Source organism: Clostridium oryzae (genome assembly GCF_002029235.1).
In the GTDB taxonomy this organism is placed as follows: Bacteria; Bacillota; Clostridia; order Clostridiales; family Clostridiaceae; genus Clostridium_AE; species Clostridium_AE oryzae.
Genome location: NZ_MZGV01000035.1, coordinates 26,393 through 43,410, shown reverse-complemented (window position 1 = coordinate 43,410; position 17,018 = coordinate 26,393). Strand labels below are relative to the sequence as shown.

The following is a 17,018-nucleotide window of genomic DNA, read 5'->3' as shown; positions in this document are numbered from 1 at the left end:
CCTTATATAATTATTATAAAATAAAATCAACAATAAGCAACGTATTTTACTATTATAACCCGTTGTCGGATAAATAACAGTAATTATAGCTGAAGAGCTTGTTATCATTGTTGTCAACAGCTTTTTTAGAACTTTGATTCTTTTATTGCCTCATAGTTAATATAATTTAAGAGGTGAACTACAATGAAAGCTTTAGAATTAATAGGTATCGGTATGATTGGAGTCTTTCCGTTACATTCATTGTACATATTTTTATTAAAATACTGCTGAGAATATTTACAGCTCAAAACGATAATGTGTAAATGTGAGGTGATTTTTGTGTGTTGCAATTTTGGAATGGATGTTGATAATTTTAATCCTAAAATACTTTACACTTTTGAAAAACGCTTTGAACCTAGCCATAAAAGCAAAGTTCATAGTCATGACTTTATGTCTATAATATATATTATGTCTGGTAATTGCACCTACATGATAAACAATATTCCCTATAAGGTAAAAAAAGGTGATATATTAGTGCTTAATCCTGGCGTATGTCATGGCAAATATACTATTGACGGCAGTGGTATTCATGAATTTCACGCAGGTTTTGAAAATTTTAAAGTCAATGACCTTCCTAATAATAATATAATAAATGATAACATAACTCCAGTGATTCCTTATACAAATTACGATGATGATTTGCTTCAGTGTTTCAACGATATTATTCTGGAACAAAATAAAAATGAATCTGGTTCAGAGCTGATTCTGAAAACGTTAGGCATGAAGCTTTTAGTTATTTTACTAAGAGTTATATATCAAAACAACTCTATTAAGGAAAAAGGTTGCATTAATTTTGAAACCTATGATAGGAGCACCATTGTAAATGCAATAACTGAATTCATAAATACAAACTATATGCATGATTTATCTTTGGAAATAATATCTCAGAATATGTATCTAAGTCCTGCATATATTTCAAAACTTTTTAAAGAGGAGACAGGGGATTCCCCTATAAATTATCTTATAAAGATAAGACTTTCAAAGGCTAAAGACTTTTTAACCTACAACAGACTTACTATTAAAGAAGCAGCTCATGCTGTTGGCTACGATGACGCTTATCACTTCAGTAAGCTGTTTAAGAAGCACTATGGTTATCCGCCTTCATGCCTAAAATACAAGGCAGTATAAGCAGCAAGAAAAGTTTTAGTAAACGAAAAATAGAAGCTTGTCACAGCTTCTATTTTTCGTTTGTTAAATTATTCTCTTATTCAAAAGCGTATGATTAAGTTCAGCACAGCTGAATTTTAATCTTTCATTTCTAAATCTAAATTTTTTATTTATAGTAGCCTCTATACTCTTCTGGCAGCAAAGCGGCAATTGACTTCATCATATGAGTAAGACATCTCTCCTCAAATACATGCTTTTCTTCTCCCTTTTCTCTAGCAAGAAGCTCCACAGGCTTTCCTACATTAACGAACACTTCAGCATTATGGAAATTTTCTGAAGACATATTACCATCCTTATCTATAGGCATAAGCTTCTCTGTTCCATATACTCCTACGGGTATAATCGTAGCCTTAGTCAATTTTGCTATAAGTATAACTCCTTTTTTCCCTTCTATCATACTACCAGTTCTGCTCCTAGTGCCTTCGGGAAATATAAAAATGTTTTTTCCAGCTTTGACATTACTTATTATTGTAGTTAGTGCTTCTTTATCAGCCGAATTAGGCTTTATGTTTATAGTCTTTACATTATGCATTCCTAATGCTGTTATAGGATCACCTGTAAGTTTAATTCCAGCTACAAAAGAAACATCATACTTTCCAAGAACTTCAGATAGTATAAGTCCATCCGCATTACTTAAATGATTTCCTATAAATATTATTGGTTTTGAAGCTGCATCAATATTTTCAGTTCCTGAAACCTTAAGTTCAGCGTACTTGCTTAAATATGTACTTACAATCTTTCTAGAAATATATTTTCTAATGCCCATGGGCATACTATTTATAAATTTTGCAACTTTAGGTGATATCATTGCCCTTCCGCCTTTCCAATTACAAGATATTATATAGTTTATCGAGTCTAAGCGATATTATATCAGGAAATTACATATATGCTTAAGTAAGCTTTTCATTTCACTATTATGTAATTTTCTCATATACTATTTAAAAAACTCCAAATAATATTATAGTTTGAAAAGCTTTAAAAGTCCATGATTAAAGATAAAAAGATAAGCACTAAATATAAATTGTTACATCATATTTACGAAAAAATCAAATATAATTAATAATATATTTTGAAGTTAGTGAATTAAGATAAGAAAACAACAGAAGCAATATAATAAAAGTATTTTGTGAATATTAAGAGTTAGAGCATAGGGTAGGAAGTGGTTGTGGAAGGCATTTTTCGGCCGACGGAAATCACTTCCTACCCTTTTTATATCACCATTTCATTAAATATAGTTCTTCTCAGGCCCCTATAATCTTGAATTTCAGTTATACTTATGGGTTTTTTCTGAACTATTCTTGCTGGAATTCCTACTGCAGTGGAATTGGCAGGTACATTTGTTAATACAACAGAATTTGCACCTATTTTTACCCCATCACCAATGTTAATAGGACCAAGCACCTTGGCTCCTGCTCCGATAATTACATTACTTCCTACCGTTGGATGTCTTTTTCCTTTTTCTTTGCCGGTTCCCCCTAATGTAACTCCATGATATATCGTCACATTATCTCCTACCTCAGAAGTTTCTCCAATTACTACCCCCATGCCGTGATCTATAAAAAGACCTTTTCCTATCTTGGCACCTGGATGAATCTCTATTCCAGTAAAAAATCTTGCAAGTTGAGACACAAACCTGGCTAGAAAAAATCTCTTATGCACATATAAAAAATGTGAAAGCCTATATACTATAATTGCATGAACGCAAGGGTACAAAAGTAATACTTCAATAAAATTTCTTGCCGCAGGATCGTTTTTAATAATATTATTTATATCATACTTTAATTTCTTAAACAATTTATTACACCTCCAAGTGCAGTGCATATCAAATTGTACCATATCTACCTTTTAAGCTCTTAATCATAAAGCCCTGAAGATATATATTTTTCTCCGCTGTCTGGAGATACAGTAACTATCTTATTTCCAGGTTTTATTCTCTTTGAAAGCTCAATAGCGGCTTTAATATTCGCTCCAGTAGATATTCCAACCAATATGCCATCTTTTTTTGCCACATCTCTCGCTGTTTTATATGAATCATCGTCTGAAACCTTAATAATTTCATCCACATATTTTCCATCATAAATTTCAGGTATAAAGCCCGAACCTATTCCTTGGATTTTATGTGCACCTGGTTTTTCTCCAGAAATAACTGCTGATCTCTCTGGCTCTACAGCAACGACTATAATATCTCTATTATATTCCTTAAGACGCTTAGCTACACCCATAAGTGTTCCTGAAGAACCAACAGAGCATACAAATGCTGATATATCAGGTAAATCCTTTATTATCTCCTCTGCTGTAGTTTCATAATGTTTCTTAGGATTTGCAGGATTTGTAAATTGCTGAGGAATAAAAACTGTACTGTCCTCTCTTGCCATTTCTTCAGCTTTAGCAATTGCTCCTTTCATTCCGTTAATACCTTCTGTCAATACTAACTCTGCACCATAGGCCTTAATTATATTTCTTCTTTCCACACTCATCGTGTCAGGCATAACTATTTTAACTTTATAGCCTTTTAAAGTACCAATCATAGCTAGAGCTATACCAGTATTTCCACTAGTAGGTTCTACAATTGTATCCCCTTTTTTTAAAGTTCCCTGCTTTTCAGCCTCTTCAATCATACCTAAAGCTGCTCTATCTTTTATGCTACCGCCGGGATTATTTTTTTCTATTTTCAGAAATATATCTGACTGACATCCCTTTATTACATTATTCAACCTAAGCATTGGTGTGTTCCCAATTAAATCTAGAGTATTTTCATAAATCAATTGTATCCCCCCATATATAAAATAAAAAACTCCGCCTCATATAGAGACGAAGTAAACTTCGTGGTTCCACTCTAATTATATTAGAACTACCTTATCAAGTACACCTATACTCTATCACTATAACGGGTGAACCCGGTGATGCCTACTAAAACAAATTCAGCATACTACTCAAAAGGGCACTTCATATAATCTTATAAGTAGAATGTCTCAGCAAATCATTCCATCTCTGTGCAGTAAAATTATACTACTTTTCTTTATCAACGTATTTTCACTATCTATTATTATTATATTATCTTCACATAATTTGTCAATAGGGATACTATTTAAATTTCATTATAAAGTCATCTGCAAAATCTATGTTTTCCTATTATTTTTATTAACGGTCTTGACCATATCCACTGGCTTGTAGATTTTGCTGGATTAAAATAGTATAAAGCACCGCCTGAAGGGTCCCAGCCATTTAATGCATCTCTTGCTGCATTTACGGAGCTTGATAATATTTCCGCATGAATTTGACCATCAACTATGGCCGTAAAAGCACCAGGTTGATATATTACCCCTGCTACTGAATTCGGAAACCTAGGATCTCTTATTCTGTTTAATACAACTGCTCCTACAGCTACCTGACCTGTATAAGGCTCTCCTCTGGCTTCACCATTGATAAGTCTTGATAATAATATTTCATTCTGATTTCTTGCTGCATAAGTACTGGTGGTGCCAGCTGTCGTATTTATTCCAAGAGCAGCTAAAGTTCTATTTCCAGCAACACCATCTGCTGGAAGCCCATTTTTACTTTGAAACCATTTTACTGATGAATATGTCCTATAACCATATATACCGTCTACAGTTCCGTAATAATATCCCCATCTCTTTAGTCTCGTTTGAATTTCTCTGACAGTACTTCCTCTAGAACCCCAGGAATATGTAGCTGCTCCAGTCAAAGTATAATATGGAAATAAACATACCAAAGCTACTAATAATACTAAAACGATACTAAAAATAGCCATCTTTTTCTTTCTGCATTTTAATATTTTTTTATGCACAGCATCAACTCCTTTCTGCATTAGTTTATACGAAAATATAAAATTAATACAAAATAAGAAAAAATGGTGGCATCCTATGTCAGCTAATTCCATTGGCAAAAAAATTACTACGGGAACAAATTCCCGTAGTAATTTCCATTCTGGCTTTTGATTTCTAATTATTTTGCACCACCCTGTGGATGTTCTCCAAAATTAATTTATCCGAACTCCACTATAACTCACATCTACTCTTTACTCTTTTCTCTCTACTCTTAATATATCTATACTACTTTTTTATAATGCTTTTTCTTTGAATCTGATACATAGTCATCTAATATATCGTAAATGATTGCTATGCCTACTAATACTTCATTTTCATCAGTAACAGGCAGAGTTATAAGATTATATTTAATAGCAACACTCATTGCTTCGTCTATCTTATTAGCAACTTTTATACTGATAATATCGCTATTCATTATATCCGAAAGTTTAGTATCCTCATAATTTATTATCAAATCTTTAAGAGATATAAAACCTAATAATGTCCCTTCATTATCAATTACATAGACATAATAGATAACTTCATCATCAGGATTCATTTCTCTTAGACATTCGATGACTTTGCCAACTGAATCGTCAGCGCTGAAAGCAAGGTAGTCCGTATTCATTATACTACCTACAGTTTCATCCTCGTATTCCATAAGTTCCCTTATTTCTTCTACATCCTCTTTATTTATATGTTTAAGCAATTTCTCTGCAAATTCTCCATCCATATCTTCAAGAATATCTGCTATCTCATCATTAGGCATAGCTTCCAAGACCTCAGCCGCCTTTTCTTCACTCATATTTTCCAATATCTCTGCTTGTACTTTAGGTTCAACCTCTTCCAATGTATCTGCTGCTAGATTCTCATCAAGACTTTCAAAAACTTTTTTTCTATAGCTCGTATCCATATCCTCTAATATATCTGCTAAATCCGCAGGATGTAGTTTTGAAAGTTTTTTATAGGGTATGGAAATTTTTAAGCTGGCATTAACCATTTCTATCGATTCAACATTGTCCCACATTATTATCGCATCATTTGGCTTACGATTTATAGTGTTATAAAATGCCTTAACTGCTTTCTCTATTCCAAATCTTCTTGCCCTCGCAAGAGTCCCAGAGTCAACTGCTACAACTCTTAGCTCTCCTGCTATTTCTGCTATTTTAAGATCATTTACCCGTACAACTTTTTTATCATTAACATCTACAATTTGCTTGTTAAGAAGATGTTTAGACAGTAGGTAGGAATAGGTTCTCGGAATGATATCTTTTACTCCTCTAACCTTTATAGTAACTTTGCCCTCCTCATCCTGCCAAAACTGTATATTTTTAAATTCGTAATTAAAGATTTCTCCATCCTTTTTTACCATGTAGCCTATGGCTCTAGGATAACCTTCCTCAGTAGTTACATATATATCCCATAATCTTCCTATATTTTCCTCAAACTCATCGTATAATTTCTTACGCAATATGGAGCTTAAAAAAATATTATTTAATCTTATCATAATTATTCCTCCTTGCATGCCAGAAGAAACTATATGATAATACGATAATAGCCCCTCTCTGACACAACTATTCTATTTTTGTTTAACCTGTGACTTTGAGGGCCAGCCTCCATCAAAAACGCACCACCTTTTTTTATAAACTTATTAACTAATCGTTCAGCAAATATTTATACTGAGTAAATCCATTTCTGACTAATTTTTGAATATAAATATAAAAAGAGCCCATTATAGGCTCCTAAAATCAACTAAAATATATCGTTGAGTTTTAGCACTATACGGCGTCAATCATTAGCTGCGTTAAATAAAACCTTAAGACGGTAGTATTTGTTAACCCATTGGCATCTCTCGATGTTTCCGGGTAGCAGCGTGTATCCATATAGGAGCCTCACCTAACAATAAGTACACTTTTATTATATTACATCACTAGTAAAAATGAAACACTTTTATTTATATTTTTTTATCATTCTATACTCTGGTTATTGTCTTAATTTTTTATATAATCTATAATGGTATAAGATTTTGGGAAAACTTATAGAAAAGGAAGATTAATTGTATATGAATATAAATAAACAATTTTTACCGATAAATAAGGCTGATATGAAAAAGCTAAATATCGATCAGTTAGATTTTATAATTGTTAACGGAGACGCATATATAGATCACCCCTCTTTTGCAGGTGCCGTAATCGGAAGGGTTCTTGAAGCTCAAGGTTTTAAAGTTGGTATGATAGCTCAGCCTAATTGGAAAACGCTAGAGGATTTTAAGTGTTTAGGCAAACCTTCACTAGGTTTTCTGGTAACTTCAGGAAACATAGATTCAATGGTAAATCACTATACTGCTGCAAAACGAAAAAGACATGACGATTTTTACTCTCCAGGCGGTAAAGCTGGCTACAGACCAGATAGAGCATTAATCGTGTACTGTAATAAAATACGTGAAGCTTTTAAAGATTCTCCTATAATAGTTGGCGGAATAGAAGCCAGCCTTAGACGTTTTGCTCATTATGACTACTGGGATGACAAAATAAGAAGAAGCGTAATCATGGATTGTCCAGCTGATTTACTTGTATATGGTATGGGAGAAAAGACTATAGTTCAGATTGCAGAACTGCTTAGATATGGAAAAAACATTAAAGATATGACCGATATCAGAGGAACTGTATATATAACTAAGGATATATCAAACCTTAAAGATTATGTGCTTGTACCTCCTTACGAGGAAGTTCTAGAAAGCAAAGATGCTTTCGGAGAAAGCTATAAATTAGAATATAATGAGCAGGACCCGATCAGAGGAAAAGGAATAATTCAGCAGCACGAAACTGAATACGTTGTTCAAAATCCACCTCAGCTGCCATTAACTCAGGATGAGATGGACTATTTTTCCAGTATTCAATATGTAAGAGAATATCACCCTGTCTATAAAGAACTTGGAGGTATACCTGCGCTTAACGAAATAAAATTTTCAATAACCAGTCATAGAGGTTGTTATGGTTCTTGTTCTTTTTGTGCTTTAACCTTCCATCAAGGCAGAATAATTCAGAATAGAAGTAAAGATTCCATCGTTGATGAAGCCAAACTACTTACTACTCTGCCTGATTTTAAGGGATATATACACGATATAGGAGGTCCTACCGCTAACTTTAGACATAAAGCCTGCAAAATTCAAGAAAGTGTAGGTACTTGTAAAAACAAGCAGTGTATGTTTCCAAAACCTTGCAAGAATATAATAATAGATCATAGTGAATATCTGGATGTACTGAGAACAGTCAGGAAGCTGCCTAAAATCAAGAAAGTTTTTATACGTTCCGGTATACGATATGATTATCTGCTGCATGACAAAGATAATACTTTTTTTAAGGAACTGTGTGAGCACCATATTAGCGGCCAGCTCAAGGTTGCTCCAGAACACGTAGACGACCGTGTACTAAATCAGATGGGTAAACCCGGCAGAGATGTCTATGATAGATTTGTAAGCAAATACTTTGACATTAATAAGAAACTTAACAAAAAGCAGTTTCTTGTACCGTATCTAATGTCAAGTCACCCTGGCTCTGATTTACAAGCTGCTATTGCACTCGCTCTCTATATAAAAGATATGGGTTATACTCCTGAGCAAGTGCAGGATTTTTACCCGACTCCAGGAAGTTTATCAACTGCAATGTATTATACAGGAAAAAATCCTCTTACAGGAGAAAAAGTATATGTACCTAAAACTCAGGAAGAAAAGGATATGCAAAGAGCGCTGCTTCAATATAAATTGCCTAAAAACTATGAACTTGTTAAGAAAGCTTTGCTAAAGGCAGGCAGACAAGATCTAATCGGCAATAGTAGTAAATGTCTAATTGGTAATAACCCACCTAGAAGAACTGAAAGTAATAGAGGCAAGCACATAAAAAATAGAAGAACAAGACACTAAAATGGAGCACCCTTGGGTGCTCCATTTTAGTGTCTTGCAAGTTATATTTATTAATTATTGTTTGTCAGACTGTTTATTTAACACGAAATCTGGATATGCTAAAACTCCCATCTCAGGAATGTCAAGTCCTTCAATTTCATCTTCAGCCTTAACTCTGATTCCCTTAACTTTGTGAAGTATCTTCCAGAATATGAACGAGGAGCCTACACCCCATACAATAACTGTAGCACAGGCAATAAGCTGAGCCAAAAATTGTCCCGGATCACCATATAAAAGACCTTTTACTGTACCGCTTACTCCATTTAAGCCTGACCCATAAGTGCCATCTGCAAAAAGTCCAAGGGAAATCATGCCCCAAAGTCCGTTTACGCCATGAACTGATACAGCACCAACTGGATCATCTAGCTTAAACTTATATTCAATAACATGTACAGCAATGCAGACAAGAATTCCAGAAACTATGCCTATAAAAAAAGCAGCTATACTATTTACAAATGCACAAGGGGCAGTAATTGCAACAAGTCCTGCCAAAGCACCATTACAAGTCATAGAAGGATCTGGTTTACCATATTTAATCCACATGTACATCATTGCTGTAAAGCCGCCTACAGCGCCTGCTATCATCGTATTAACAGCCACTACTGCTAATCTAAAGTCACTTCCATTAGTAGTACTTCCAGCATTAAAAGCAAACCATCCAAAGAATAATATAATCGTACCTATTATAGCCATAGGGATATGATGTCCAGGAAAAGCTACCGGAGTTCCATCCTTTTTAAACTTGCCAATACGAGGTCCGATAACAATTGCACCGCTTAAAGCTATCATACCTCCCATAGCGTGTACTACTGAAGATCCGGCAAAATCTAATGCTCCGTGACCTAAGCCAAAGTTCTTACCAAGCTGTGAAAGCCAGCCGCCTCCCCACATCCAGTTACCAAATAACGGGTAGTATAGCATTGAAACAAAGAAGGAGCTAAATACAACTGCAGAATATTTAACCCTTTCTGCCATAGCGCCTGTAGGAATTGTACATGTAGTATCCATGAATACCATCTGAAAGAAGAATAATGCAAAGACACCTACATCATACGCACCACCTGTAGTAAGAAAAAATCCTTTTGTTCCAAATAGTCCAAAGCTGCCTATAGCTACCTCGTGATTTAATACAGCTGGACCGCTGCCTAATGTAGACCATCCTCCTACGCCTCCAAACATTAGTGCAAATCCGCATATATAAAATCCTATAGTACCTACAAGAAAAACCATAAGATTCATAGCCATCGTATGCATAGCATTTTTAGCTCTACAGAAACCTGTTTCCACCATAGCAAATCCTGCTTGAAAGAAAAATATTAAGCACCCTGTAAGCAGAACCCATACATAGTTTATTCCTATATTATTTTTAGCTACCTGCGTTGCTACCTCCTTCAAGCTAGGGTCTCCAGCTTTAGAAGCCGTTATAGTCGAGCCCCAATCTGAAATCGAAGTTGAGTTTGTTCCACTTGGATCTCCTTTCGGTACACTGCCATCTGCAAATACTGTTACAGCAAAAACATTGATAAGTAAAAATACCAGCAGTACTGCCACTGATAATTTGGATAATTTTTTCATATGAATCCTCCTAATCTAAATAAGTATTGTTTTATAATTCTGATAATTATAATAATTGCATGTTAATAAAACGAATATTATAATGCTTTCTCTCCAGTTTCTCCTGTCCTTACACGTACTGCATCCTCCACATTATAAATAAATATCTTGCCGTCACCAATTTTCCCTGTAGATATTTTTTCTCTTATTTTTTCAATAGTCTTATCTACTAATTCGTCCTTAACTATTGTCTCAACCTTAAGCTTATGAAGTAAAGTTGCTGTTATTTGTGTCCCTCTATAAATTTCCGTAGCACCCTTTTGATTGCCATAACCCATAACAGTACTAACAGACATACCGGAAACTCCAATCTCATTAAATGCTTCCTTCAGCTCTTCAAGTTTTTCTGGTCTAAGAACAATTTCTAACTTTTTCATTTTTTCACCCCACAAATTTTTATATAAATATCATAACTAATAGGAGCATTTTTTTAACTTTTATCAATGAATTTATTTTATTTTTTTCATTTTATCAAGGTAAACGTTTTTAGACTGGGTATTTATGTATATAGTTTTTATAAAGTGTCGATTTTTTAATAAATTGTAAATTACTCTTAAACATGTTTGAATAAGTCTTACTTTAATATTAGAAAATAAAAAACAGCATCTTCATGCTGTTTTTTATTAAGATATTAATTTATTTTACATCATCCGTTAATTAACGCCTAAAAGTTTTAACGCATTTTTTTCACATTCAATCGTAACAGGAAAATCAGGGCCTCTTTCACCATCTATATCCGTGACAATATCTTCATTACATTCTATATGTAATTTATCTGTTTTAAAATACAATAACCCTGAACTCCCTTCCAAATGTTCTCCTCTAAGCATTTTAATAAGCAATGCTGCTATATCTTTTATCATGCATGCTTTAATTATTATTACATCTAGCATTCCATCTTCTACAGATGCTTTATAAGCTAGTTTTAAGTTTCCTGCAGTCTGTCCATTAAATACCAGCATTAAATACATGTCTCCATCAAATGTACAATTTTCACTAGTAACTTTAATTTTTAAACTTCTGAAATTAGGTAATTGTTCTATACCTTTTATGTAGTATGCAAGTTTTCCCATTGTATTTTTTAAATTAACATCTGTTTTTTGTGAAACATCTGTAAACAATCCTGTACTTGCTACGTTAATAAAATATTTATCATTTATTTTGCCAACATCTATAGGTCTAGCCTTACTATTTAAGATTTTTTTGCAGGCTTCCTCCACATCCTGAGGCATTCCAATAAATTTAGCAAAATCGTTTGCGGTACCAACAGGCAAAATTCCTATTGGTAAATCCACATTATTTTCCTTCATACAATTCACAACATTATCTACAGTACCATCTCCACCAGCTACTAGTATATATTCATAACTTTTATCAACATCAAAAAAAGCATCATTTAAGTCACAATTAAAATCAATCCTATATGGAACTATAGCCAGTTTCTTCTTTTGATGAATCTTTACAATATCGTCAAGTCTTGAAGCTATAGAACTTTCTCCTGAATATGGATTATAAATAAATTTAACTTTCTTCATACGAATTAAACACCGCCCATATTTTTTATATGAGTAAATTATATCACCAAAATCAATAAATCCACAAGATTTCCTTGTGGATTTATTTTCCTTACTACTCTACATTGTAAGGCTCTGATATATTTTTCAAAGCCTCTCCTGCATTATCAGATAATAATGGATCAGTAGCAAGATCACCTAATGCAACCATTCCTACTAAACTATTATTCTCCACTACAGGCAGTCTTCTTATCTGTTTATCGCTCATTATTTTAGCTGCTTCATGTACATCCATATCTGGCGAAGCAGTAACAGGATTTGAGGTCATTATGCTTCTTACGTTAGTTTCACCATTGCTCTTATTTTCTGCTGCTGTAGCTCTTATAGTTATATCCCTATCAGTTACTATTCCAACCACTTTATTACCTTCACATACAGGTACAGAACCAATATTTTGATCTTTCATTATCTGTGCGGCTTTTTCTATATTATCATTAACATTTAAAAAAGTTGCGTTCTTGGTCATAACATCTCTTAATTTCATCTTATCACCCCTTGTTTTCAGCATTTCCTAATGAATTATGCAATTCATTTAGTATTATGTGATAATATTATTTTCTTATTCATGATAATTTATTGTTAAATATTGCACGCTTTTATTGTATAATGTATTATAAGACTTTGTATTCGATTTATTGAGGACTTATATTTAATTCATAGAGGTGATATCGTGATAAAAAAAACTATCCCTTGTATGTTTACATTGGGAAATCTAGCATTTGGACTTTTATCAATAATTATGTCTTTTCAGCATAACTATAGAATGGCAAGTATCTTTGTACTTATTGCTGCTTTTACTGACAGATATGACGGGAGAATAGCTCGCTATCTGGGTGTTTCCAGCGATATTGGAAAAGAATTAGACTCTTTAGCAGATTTAGTTTCATTTGGTGTTGCTCCTGCTATTTTATCTTACGTAATGTATGACTTTAGCAGTATAGGAATACTTGGATACATACCAACACTTTTATTTCCACTAGCTGGTGCTTACAGACTTGCCAGATTTAATTGCAGCCAACTAAAAAATATCTTTATAGGAGTCCCAATAACCTTTGCTGGTGCATTTATTGCTATTTTTACATTAATTTTTATAAATAACCCCGAATACATAGCTTTTCCGATTATATTAATGGTAGCACTATCCTATTTAATGGTATGCAACATCAAGATAAAAAAAGTGTAGTAATAAAAAGTGCAGCAAATACAATAAATACCTTTATTGTATTTATCAATTTACTGCTTATAATTTTAATTTATACATGTACCTTAATTCCATAAACTCAGAATTTAAGATCATGTATAAATTAAGTCTTGCATCAGAAATTCTATATAATATTATTCGTGAAGCTTAAGCTCACTGTCTATTTCGTTTTCTATATATTCCAAGCCTACATTCTGCTTTATAAACTCCGCCTTCAATTTAAAATAATCTATATATCCGCAGCTACTCTTATCTAAAGCTCCTATTATCTCGTCGATTATCTTGCCCAATTCATTAGTTCTATCTATACCATCTTCTATATCCTTTCTGTGAACTAAAGCCACACTATTTAGTTCATTAACCCCTCCTATTAGAAGCCTATAAGAGTTTATAAGCTTAGTAAGTATATCTACTAAATTGTTCATGTCTGTATAATAATTTTCTATAACTTTTCTGTAACTCACCAGCGTTCACCTTGTACTATAATTCTACTTAAATTATATTCATTATCGTTTTATATTATTCAGAATATAAATCATCCGATTTCTAATATCGCTGATAATATGATCGCGCCTTCTCTATGATATCAAGTCTAGTATTTATAAAAACAGCTTCCGCCGATAAATTCCCTCAGTATTGAATTTTCTGGTACAATATCTCTATCAACTTCTTTAAAAAAGCTTAAAAAGCTTCTTAATTTTACAGCATCGTAATATACAGGACTATCCTTCGAGATTTTAGATAATTCCTCCATTGCATATTTCTTAAGGACGCAAAGTTCATATACAAGAGTAGAATTAAACATAACATCTGCTTCCTCCTGATATACAAAGATATTCTTCTCCTCGCCTCGCTTTATAGACTCTCTCATCTTGAGCGTTGTTTCTCCGCCATACCCTCTTGATAAAAAGTCCCTTACAATCCTTCTGATTATTCTTACGTCTGTAGTTGATATTCTGTTATGATTATCAAGATTAAGCTGTGTAAGAGCGCTAATATATATCTTAAACTTATTTTCTACAGGAATTGTAGAAGTCAATATATCGTTTAATCCATGTATTCCTTCAACCACAATAATTCCGTTATCTGGAAGACTTAGTTTTTTGCCTTCCCATACTCTTTTCCCCAATCTAAAGTCAAATGTAGGAAGTTCAACCTCTTTTCCCTGTAACAGTTGGTTTAGCTGGCTATTGAATAGTTCCAAATCCAATGCATATATAGATTCAAAATCATACTCACCGTTTTCATCCTTAGGAGTTTTCTCTCTGTCTAGAAAATAATCATCCAGCGAAATAGGTACAGGCATTATACCATTGACCCTTAGCTGTATTCCAAGCCTTTTAGAGAAAGTTGTTTTTCCAGAAGAAGACGGCCCTGCTATAAGCACAATCTTAACTTCTTTTCTATCGTTTATCATATCAGCAATATTAGCTATCTTCTTTTCATGTAAAGCTTCTGATACTCTAATTATATTAATAATATCATCATTTTCTACTTTATCATTAAGTGCACCTACATCAGAAACGCCTAATATATCTCCCCATTTTTCAGTCTCATAAAATATTCTTGCCAGCTTTTTATTTTCCTGAAAAGGCTCAACTATCGTATAATCTTTCTCAGAAGGAAATTGAAGAAGGAAACCTGGGTTGTAGTATATTACATCAAATACTTTACCTATGCCAGTGGATGCTGCCATGAGACCATAAAAATAATCATACCTTCCATCCAATTCATATAATTTTAGTGTATTAAATTTTACATGTTTTATTAGCCTGATCTTGTCTTCCATGCCGTAGCCTTTAAACACTGCTATTGCTTCATCCTTAGTTACAGAAGTCTTGTTTATAGGTATATCAGCATCTATTATTTCTTTCATTCTCTTCTTTATTTTTAAAATATCCTCGCAGTCTAGTTCAGGCTCTTTATGAATTTCCCCAAAAATTCCCTTGCTTAATGAATGTTCTATCGTGACTTTAGCTTCTGGGAATAAATCATATACAGCTTTAATCAGTATGAATTGAAGGGTTCTCACATAAGCCTTCATTCCAAAAGTATCTGATACATATATTGGTTCCAGAGTCCCCTCTTCTTCTATAGTGTCTGCTAGTTCAAGATAGTTTTCATTAAGCTTACCAAGTATTAACGGAAGATCTTCTCTTATTTTTATCTGCTTCAATACGTCTATTACTTTTGTCCCACTTTTAACTTTTATTAATCCTCTATCAAATAAATCTATATTTAAATCGTTCATTTTCTGCCTCCATATCATTAAATAATTTTAATAAACCCATATTTAATTATCGTAAAATATATATATTTATTCAGTTTCTAATTATTTTTCAGCAGTAAAATATAATCTTCGAATAATTCTATTTATCAGTTTATATTATGCCTCAACAGCTAATATTTTAAATTTTTTTTGGAATAATATTTATTGTATTTATGAATTTATAATAATTAAGTTATTAAAAAGGAATGATATAATGTTTATTATACTAATTAGAACTTTTATCCTTTTTTTCATCGTTACAGCTTCAATGAGAATCATGGGCAAACGACAGATAGGACAATTGCAGCCCTATGAACTTGTAGTAGCTATAATGATATCTGAACTTGCATCTCTTCCAATGCAGGATACACGAATTCCGCTTATTCATGGAATAATACCAATTATTACACTGTTTTCTATACAGATTATTATTTCCTTTGTGGAATTAAAGTACCAAAATGCTCGGGATATAATAGACGGCAAGGCAAGCATCGTTATTGAAAAAGGTAACCTCGTGCTTTCTGAATTAAAGGATCAATTATTCACAGTGAATGACTTATTAGAGGAATTAAGAATAAAAGGTTATTTCAGTATCCAAGATATTGAATATGCTATTTTAGAAACTAATGGACAGTTATCAATAATTCCAAAAAAAGAAACTACACCAGTTGAAAAAAAAGATATGAATATAACGGTAACCGCCCAGAACCTGCCACTACCCATAATAAGTTCAGGAAAAATCAATTATACAAACTTGACCTTACTAAACAAAGATGAAACGTGGCTTAAGGAGCAGCTTAGAACAAACAACTTTAAAAGTGAAAAAGAAGTTTTTTTAGCTGTAATGGATTGTGATAATAATTTATATATACATGGATATAAAAATTATAATGAAAAGAGTACAGAGGTGAAATTATGAAAAACATTTGGATATCTTTTGTGGTGTTTGCTGTTATGCTTTTCTTGATGACAATATCTATAAATTATTTAAACACTACTTGTGCTAAATTCCAGAAATCAGCTGATACGCTGGAATTGTTATTAAATCAAGACAGATGGAAGGAAGCCTATGATTTATCTAATAACATTTATGACCGTTGGGAAAAACAGTCAACTATTATTCCAGTGTTTGTCAATCATGCTGAAGTTGATTCGGTTAATAATGAAGTTATGAAACTTACGCAATATGTCAAATTCAAAAGCAAAGATGAAGCCTTAGCATCTACACATGCAATAAAGTTTTACTTAAAAAGCATAAATGCTCTTCAGCAAATCAATATACAAAATATTTTTTGAGTAAAAGTCCTGTAAGTACCAGAGCAAGACTCACTTTCTAAAGTCCTGCCCTGTTAATAGTCTTATAATG

The 17,018-nt window shown here is 32.9% G+C and carries 16 protein-coding genes, 1 riboswitch and 1 other annotated feature; of the genes, 5 read left to right on the top strand and 11 right to left on the bottom strand.

Annotated elements, in window-relative coordinates:
• The first annotated feature begins 318 nt into the window (after positions 1–318).
• Positions 319–1,167: an AraC family transcriptional regulator gene (locus CLORY_RS14915; RefSeq protein ID WP_169911643.1), complete on the top strand. Its 849-nt coding sequence runs from the start codon at positions 319–321 to the stop codon at positions 1,165–1,167.
• Positions 1,168–1,312: 145 nt separating this feature from the next.
• Here CLORY_RS14915 and CLORY_RS14910 read toward each other — a convergent pair whose 3' ends face one another.
• The 5 genes from CLORY_RS14910 to CLORY_RS14890 form a co-directional block, all read right to left on the bottom strand.
• Entirely contained in the window at positions 1,313–2,014 is a 702-nt protein-coding gene (locus CLORY_RS14910) for a lysophospholipid acyltransferase family protein (protein ID WP_079425846.1), read from the bottom strand.
• Between the two features lie 401 nt (positions 2,015–2,415).
• Positions 2,416–3,027, bottom strand: coding sequence for a serine O-acetyltransferase EpsC (gene epsC, locus CLORY_RS14905; protein ID WP_139376055.1), 612 nt, complete (start codon positions 3,025–3,027; stop codon positions 2,416–2,418).
• A 32-nt stretch (positions 3,028–3,059) separates the two neighbouring features.
• Positions 3,060–3,971, bottom strand: coding sequence for a cysteine synthase A (gene cysK, locus CLORY_RS14900; RefSeq protein WP_079425843.1), 912 nt, complete (start codon positions 3,969–3,971; stop codon positions 3,060–3,062).
• Positions 3,972–4,010: 39 nt separating this feature from the next.
• Positions 4,011–4,241, bottom strand: a binding site (T-box leader).
• 71 nt (positions 4,242–4,312) lie between these two features.
• The gene (gene sleB, locus CLORY_RS14895; protein WP_079425841.1) at positions 4,313–5,014 is read right to left on the bottom strand and encodes a spore cortex-lytic enzyme; all 702 of its coding nucleotides are present in this window, start codon (positions 5,012–5,014) and stop codon (positions 4,313–4,315) included.
• A 260-nt stretch (positions 5,015–5,274) separates the two neighbouring features.
• On the bottom strand, positions 5,275–6,540 hold the full coding sequence (locus tag CLORY_RS14890) for a magnesium transporter (RefSeq protein WP_079425839.1): 1,266 nt from the start codon (positions 6,538–6,540) through the stop codon (positions 5,275–5,277).
• A 243-nt stretch (positions 6,541–6,783) separates the two neighbouring features.
• Positions 6,784–6,944, bottom strand: a riboswitch (M-box (ykoK) riboswitch).
• Between the two features lie 151 nt (positions 6,945–7,095).
• On the opposite strand from CLORY_RS14890, the gene CLORY_RS14885 reads away from it, so the two are divergent.
• Complete coding sequence (locus tag CLORY_RS14885; protein WP_079425837.1) at positions 7,096–8,955, top strand: YgiQ family radical SAM protein; 1,860 nt, start codon at positions 7,096–7,098, stop codon at positions 8,953–8,955.
• 54 nt (positions 8,956–9,009) lie between these two features.
• Here CLORY_RS14885 and CLORY_RS14880 read toward each other — a convergent pair whose 3' ends face one another.
• The 4 genes from CLORY_RS14880 to CLORY_RS14865 all read right to left on the bottom strand — a co-directional run bounded on the left by CLORY_RS14880 (position 9,010) and on the right by CLORY_RS14865 (position 12,666).
• Positions 9,010–10,569, bottom strand: a complete 1,560-nt coding sequence (locus tag CLORY_RS14880) for an ammonium transporter (protein WP_079425835.1) — start codon at positions 10,567–10,569, stop codon at positions 9,010–9,012.
• A gap of 77 nt (positions 10,570–10,646) precedes the next feature.
• Positions 10,647–10,985, bottom strand: coding sequence for a P-II family nitrogen regulator (locus CLORY_RS14875; protein ID WP_079425833.1), 339 nt, complete (start codon positions 10,983–10,985; stop codon positions 10,647–10,649).
• 276 nt (positions 10,986–11,261) lie between these two features.
• Positions 11,262–12,143 (bottom strand): YegS/Rv2252/BmrU family lipid kinase, encoded by an 882-nt coding sequence (locus tag CLORY_RS14870; protein ID WP_079425831.1) that lies wholly within the window; start codon positions 12,141–12,143, stop codon positions 11,262–11,264.
• Positions 12,144–12,237: 94 nt separating this feature from the next.
• Positions 12,238–12,666 (bottom strand): CBS domain-containing protein, encoded by a 429-nt coding sequence (locus CLORY_RS14865; RefSeq protein WP_079425829.1) that lies wholly within the window; start codon positions 12,664–12,666, stop codon positions 12,238–12,240.
• Between the two features lie 186 nt (positions 12,667–12,852).
• Between CLORY_RS14865 and pssA the strand changes: the two genes are divergently transcribed.
• Complete coding sequence (pssA, locus tag CLORY_RS14860; protein WP_242954428.1) at positions 12,853–13,365, top strand: CDP-diacylglycerol--serine O-phosphatidyltransferase; 513 nt, start codon at positions 12,853–12,855, stop codon at positions 13,363–13,365.
• A gap of 152 nt (positions 13,366–13,517) precedes the next feature.
• On the opposite strand, the gene CLORY_RS14855 is transcribed toward pssA, so the two are convergent.
• The gene (locus tag CLORY_RS14855; RefSeq protein WP_079425827.1) at positions 13,518–13,847 is read right to left on the bottom strand and encodes a hypothetical protein; all 330 of its coding nucleotides are present in this window, start codon (positions 13,845–13,847) and stop codon (positions 13,518–13,520) included.
• A 128-nt stretch (positions 13,848–13,975) separates the two neighbouring features.
• On the bottom strand, positions 13,976–15,634 hold the full coding sequence (locus CLORY_RS14850; RefSeq protein ID WP_079425825.1) for a nucleoside kinase: 1,659 nt from the start codon (positions 15,632–15,634) through the stop codon (positions 13,976–13,978).
• Between the two features lie 232 nt (positions 15,635–15,866).
• On the opposite strand from CLORY_RS14850, the gene CLORY_RS14845 reads away from it, so the two are divergent.
• The gene (locus CLORY_RS14845) at positions 15,867–16,571 is read left to right on the top strand and encodes a DUF421 domain-containing protein (protein WP_079425824.1); all 705 of its coding nucleotides are present in this window, start codon (positions 15,867–15,869) and stop codon (positions 16,569–16,571) included.
• Positions 16,568–16,948 carry a DUF4363 family protein gene (locus tag CLORY_RS14840; RefSeq protein WP_079425822.1) on the top strand — a complete coding sequence of 127 codons (381 nt, stop codon included), beginning with the start codon at positions 16,568–16,570 and terminating at the stop codon, positions 16,946–16,948. Before CLORY_RS14845 ends, CLORY_RS14840 begins: the two co-directional genes overlap by 4 nt.
• Positions 16,949–17,018: the final 70 nt, after the last annotated feature.